Below are 4,463 nucleotides of genomic sequence, written 5' to 3'. Positions count from 1 at the left end.
TGGCGGCACCGACCACCGGCCACAAGCGGACCGACCATATCCGCACCATGCATCTGTGCGAGGTGGCGGCCGATTTCGCGCTCTCCGTCCTGAAACCGGGCGGGCATTTCCTCGCCAAGACCTTCCAGGGCGGCGCCGAAAACGAACTGCTCTCCATGCTCAAGAAGAACTTCCGCTCGGTCCATCACGTCAAGCCGCCGGCGTCGCGGGATGAATCGGTCGAGCTTTATCTCTTGGCCAAGGATTTCAAAGGGCGAGATCTTCCTTCTCCCCTGGGAGAAGGTGTCGCCGAAGGCGACGGATGAGCTCCAGGGAGCGCCAACGTTTCACTCCGCTGGAACACCCCTCATCCGTCTCGGCGCTTTCGCGCCGATCCACCTTCTCCCACAGGGGAGAAGGCAAGAGGAAACTACTTCCCCGCCGTGCTCGTTTCCAGCGTCTTGGGTGTGGTCAGGCGGCCGTGGCCGGAGATGGCGTTGCCGGCATCGGGCGCCAGCCGCATGAACGACAGCGACGCGGCGGCCGAAATCGCCGCGACGACGAAAAACGCGGTGTGGAAATCCGCCAGCGTCAGTGACCGGTCGTGCAGGCTTGTGGACACTTCCAGGATTCCGCCGGCCAGCGCCACGCCGAGCGCGACCGACAACTGCTGGAACACCGCCGTGATCGGTGTCGCCTTGCTGGTGTCTTCAGCCGAAACCTCGGCATAGGCGAGCGCATTGACGCCGGTGAAGAACATCGAGCGGATGAAGCCGCCGACGAGCAGCATGGCCAGCATCAAGAGATAGGGTGTGTCGGGTGTGAACAGGCCGTTGATGGCGATCGAGGCGGCGGCGACCAGAGAACCGACAACCAGGACGCGGCGGAAGCCGGCGACGCGGAAGATCAGCGCGGTGACAAACTTCATCCCGATGGCGCCGATCGCCGAGACGAAGGTGATCATGCCGGACTGGAACGGCGTCAGCCCAAAACCGATCTGGAACATCAGCGGCAGCAGGAACGGCACGGCACCAATGCCGATGCGGAACAGTCCGCCGCCAAGCACCGAGGAGCGGAACACCTGGTTGCGGAACAATTCGAGCGCCAGCAAGGGATTTTTGGCGCGCCGCGCGTGCAGCAGATAGAGCGCGCCCGACAGCAGGCCGACCGCTACGGTGATAAGGCCGGTGGCCGGCGGCAAATAGGGCAGGCTCACCACCGACAGGCCGAAAACCACGCCGGATGCCGCCAACCCGCTTAGCACGAAGCCGAGGAAGTCGAGCGGCGGCGTCTCCATCGATTCGGTCTCCGGCAGGAAACGCGTCGCCAGCCAGATGCCGATCAGGCCGATCGGCACATTGATCAGGAAGATCCAGTGCCAGGTGAAATAGGTGGTGATGAAGCCACCGACCGGCGGACCGACCAGCGGACCGACCAGCGCCGGAACGGTTAGCCAGGACATCGCCGCGACGAGTTCGCTTTTTGGTGTCGCGCGCACCAGCACCAGCCGCCCGACCGGTGTCATCATGGCGCCGCCAATGCCTTGCAGGAAGCGCGAGACCACAAAAGCCGGCAGCGAACCGGAGAGCGCGCAGGCGATCGAACCGACGATGAAGACGGCGATCGCGGCGCGAAAGATATTCTTGGCGCCGAAACGGTCGGCCATCCAGCCGCTGATCGGAATGAAGATCGCCAGCGAGACGAGATAGGCGGTCAGGGCCAGCTTGAGCGCGATCGGGCTGGTGTGGATGTCGACGGCGATCGCCGGCAGCGATGTCGCGATAACAGTCGAATCCATGTTTTCCATGAAAAGGGCGACCGCCAATATAAGCGGGATGGTGCGGTTCAACGAACGCGTCCAGACTTGAATGTTGCGTTGCCGGTTGCATGTCGGCCCTGAGGCGGGCGGTTACCATGCCTTCGCCGGGATGTCGCATTAATTTGCTGTCACTTTTGTGCGACCGGCAACCACAGGTGGCATCCCTTCGCCGGAAAGTCACCTTTCCGGGAGCGTGAAATCATCGGCTTTTCATCGGTGCTTGGACGTGGTACCAGCCAGCGCCAATCCTGAAAGGGAAGAAACGAGTCGGCGCTGTCCATTCCGGTCCAGCGCTTTTTTGTATTCCCCCACCGTTTTTATGTTCAAGGGACTGGCCATGGCAAAAATCATCGAAACGTCCACCGGCGCATTGGCGCTGACCTTTGACGACGTGCTGCTGCAGCCGGGTCATTCCGAGGTCATGCCTGGCGAAACCGATGTCCGCACCCGCATCGCCGGCGACATCGACCTGAATGTGCCGATCCTGTCGGCGGCGATGGACACCGTCACCGAGGCGCGGCTTGCCATAGCCATGGCCCAGGCCGGCGGCATTGGCGTCATCCACCGCAATTTCTCGCCGGCCGAACAGGCCGAGCAGGTGCGGCAGGTCAAGAAATTCGAATCCGGCATGGTGGTCAATCCCGTCACCATCGGCCCCGACGCGACGCTCGCCGACGCGCTGGGCCTGATGCGCAGCTATTCGATCTCGGGCATTCCGGTGGTCGAGAACGGCGGCAGCGGCGGCCACAAGATCGGCCGGCTGATCGGCATCCTGACCAATCGCGACGTGCGCTTTGCGTCCGATCCGGCGCAGAAGGTCCATGAACTGATGACCCGTGACAACCTGATCACGGTCAAGGAGAACGTCGACCAGGACGAGGCCAAGCGCCTCCTGCACCAGCACAGGATCGAAAAGTTGGTCGTCGTCGACAGGCAAGGCAATTGCGTCGGACTGATCACCGTCAAGGATATCGAGAAGTCGCAGCTCAATCCGCACGCCACCAAGGACGCACAGGGCCGCCTGCGCGCCGCCGCCGCCACCAGCGTCGGCGATGACGGTTTCGAGCGCGCCGAACGCCTCATCGATGCCGGCGTCGACCTTCTGGTGATCGACACCGCGCATGGCCACTCGCAGCGCGTGCTCGACGCCGTCACGCGGGCGAAAAAACTATCCAACTCCGTCCGCATCCTGGCTGGCAACGTCGCCACCGCCGCGGGCACGCAGGCGCTGATCGACGCCGGCGCCGACGCCGTCAAGGTCGGCATCGGCCCGGGTTCCATCTGCACCACCCGCATCGTTGCCGGCGTCGGCGTGCCGCAGCTCTCGGCCATCATGTCGGCGGTCGAGACGGCGCACAAATCCGGCGTCTCGGTGATCGCCGATGGCGGCATCAAATATTCCGGCGATCTGGCCAAGGCGTTGGCCGCAGGCGCCAGTGCGGCCATGATCGGCTCGCTGCTGGCCGGAACCGACGAAAGCCCGGGCGAGGTCTATCTGCATCAGGGCCGCTCCTTCAAGGCCTATCGCGGCATGGGCTCGGTCGGCGCCATGGCCCGCGGCTCCGCCGATCGCTACTTCCAGGCCGAGGTGCGCGACACGCTGAAACTGGTCCCGGAAGGCATCGAAGGGCAGGTTCCCTACAAAGGACCTGTGTCTGGTGTGCTGCACCAGCTTGCGGGCGGGCTGAAAGCCGCTATGGGTTATGTTGGTGGCCGCGACCTTGCCGATTTCCGCGAGCGCGCCACCTTTGTGCGCATATCCAATGCCGGACTTCGTGAAAGCCACGCCCATGACGTCACGATTACCCGCGAAAGCCCGAACTATCCCGGCGGAGCCTGACCAGTACGGGCTCGGGCGGAGCCTGACGGCAACGATCCTGCGGCTGCCGCGCCACGCAGGCGCACTCTGTTTCCTGTCGGCGGTGGTTTTCACCGCCATGACGGCTATGGAATTCCTCTACTTCCGCCAGTTGAGCGGCGGCTTGCCATCACTCGACATGCGTATTTTCGGTTTCACTCCGGACGAAGGCATGGCCTGGCTGACGGCACTCGGCCGGCGCGGCGGCGAGATCATTCTCGTCTGGCACTATCTGACCTTCGCTCTGTTGTTCCCGGCGCTGCTGTCTGTGACGCTGGTCAGCCTGATCCTGGCCACCGGCCGGCGATTGAAGGCTTTCCGCGTGCAGCCGGTGCAGCTGCAGTCGATCTTCGCGCTGGTCCTGGTGCTGCCCTACACGCTTGCCGACTACGCCCAGAACATCGCGGTAGCGCGGCTTCTGTCCGATTTCCTGTCGGCGAATCCGGACTCGCTGTCTTTGGCTTCGGCGCTCACCGTCACCAAATTCGCGCTTTTCGCCGTCCCGGTGATCGTCATTGCCGCCTTCTGGCTGGCAGGCCAGAAACGCCTGGCCTGATGCCGCGCGCAAAGCTTAGCCGGGTAGGGGAAACTTCGTGAACCAGACCACGATCTTCTGGCCTGTTCTGGCGCATGTGCTGCTGATCTACATCGTCTACTGCATCCTGGGTCGCCGCAGATACGGCGCAATCAGGTCAGGCGAGGCGAAGCCAGCTCAGTTCAAGGTGCGTTCGACCGAGCCGGCCTCCAGCGTCACCGTTGCCGCCAATCTCACCAACCAGTTCGAGCTGCCGGTGCTGTTCTATGTGC

At 63.5% G+C, this 4,463-nt stretch carries 4 protein-coding genes and 1 pseudogene; 4 read left to right on the top strand and 1 reads right to left on the bottom strand.

Going from position 1 to position 4,463, the window contains the following annotated elements; genetic code table 11:
* The coding region (locus EN925_RS24575) for an RlmE family RNA methyltransferase (protein WP_164894368.1) at positions 1-305 on the top strand (305 nt) is incomplete at its 5' end.
* A gap of 104 nt (positions 306-409) precedes the next feature.
* Here the strand turns inward: EN925_RS24575 and EN925_RS24570 are convergent.
* Positions 410-1,828 (bottom strand): DHA2 family efflux MFS transporter permease subunit, encoded by a 1,419-nt coding sequence (locus tag EN925_RS24570; protein ID WP_013532287.1) that lies wholly within the window; start codon positions 1,826-1,828, stop codon positions 410-412.
* Between the two features lie 307 nt (positions 1,829-2,135).
* Between EN925_RS24570 and guaB the strand changes: the two genes are divergently transcribed.
* The 3 genes and pseudogenes from guaB to EN925_RS24555 all read left to right on the top strand — a co-directional run.
* The gene (gene guaB / locus EN925_RS24565) at positions 2,136-3,638 is read left to right on the top strand and encodes an IMP dehydrogenase (RefSeq protein ID WP_013532286.1); all 1,503 of its coding nucleotides are present in this window, start codon (positions 2,136-2,138) and stop codon (positions 3,636-3,638) included.
* Positions 3,589-4,212, top strand: coding sequence for a hypothetical protein (locus tag EN925_RS24560; RefSeq protein WP_127369638.1), 624 nt, complete (start codon positions 3,589-3,591; stop codon positions 4,210-4,212). The genes guaB and EN925_RS24560 overlap by 50 nt, the downstream gene beginning before the upstream one ends.
* A 37-nt stretch (positions 4,213-4,249) precedes the next feature.
* Positions 4,250-4,463: pseudogene (locus tag EN925_RS24555) on the top strand (hypothetical protein); the annotation flags it as partial.

Origin of the sequence: Mesorhizobium sp. M7A.F.Ca.US.006.04.2.1 (assembly GCF_004022915.1) — a bacterium.
GTDB lineage: Bacteria > Pseudomonadota > Alphaproteobacteria > Rhizobiales > Rhizobiaceae > Mesorhizobium > Mesorhizobium ciceri.
The sequence above is the reverse complement of the archived record's forward strand: the minus strand, read 5'-3'. Positions and strand labels throughout refer to the sequence as shown.

What these genes read in the sequence shown, in the direction of transcription:
- guaB (WP_013532286.1), top strand. Translation starts at nt 2,136, where the DNA reads ATGGCAAAAATCATCGAAACGTCCACCGGCGCATTGGCGCTGACCTTT.
- EN925_RS24560 (WP_127369638.1), top strand. Translation starts at nt 3,589, where the DNA reads ATGACGTCACGATTACCCGCGAAAGCCCGAACTATCCCGGCGGAGCCT.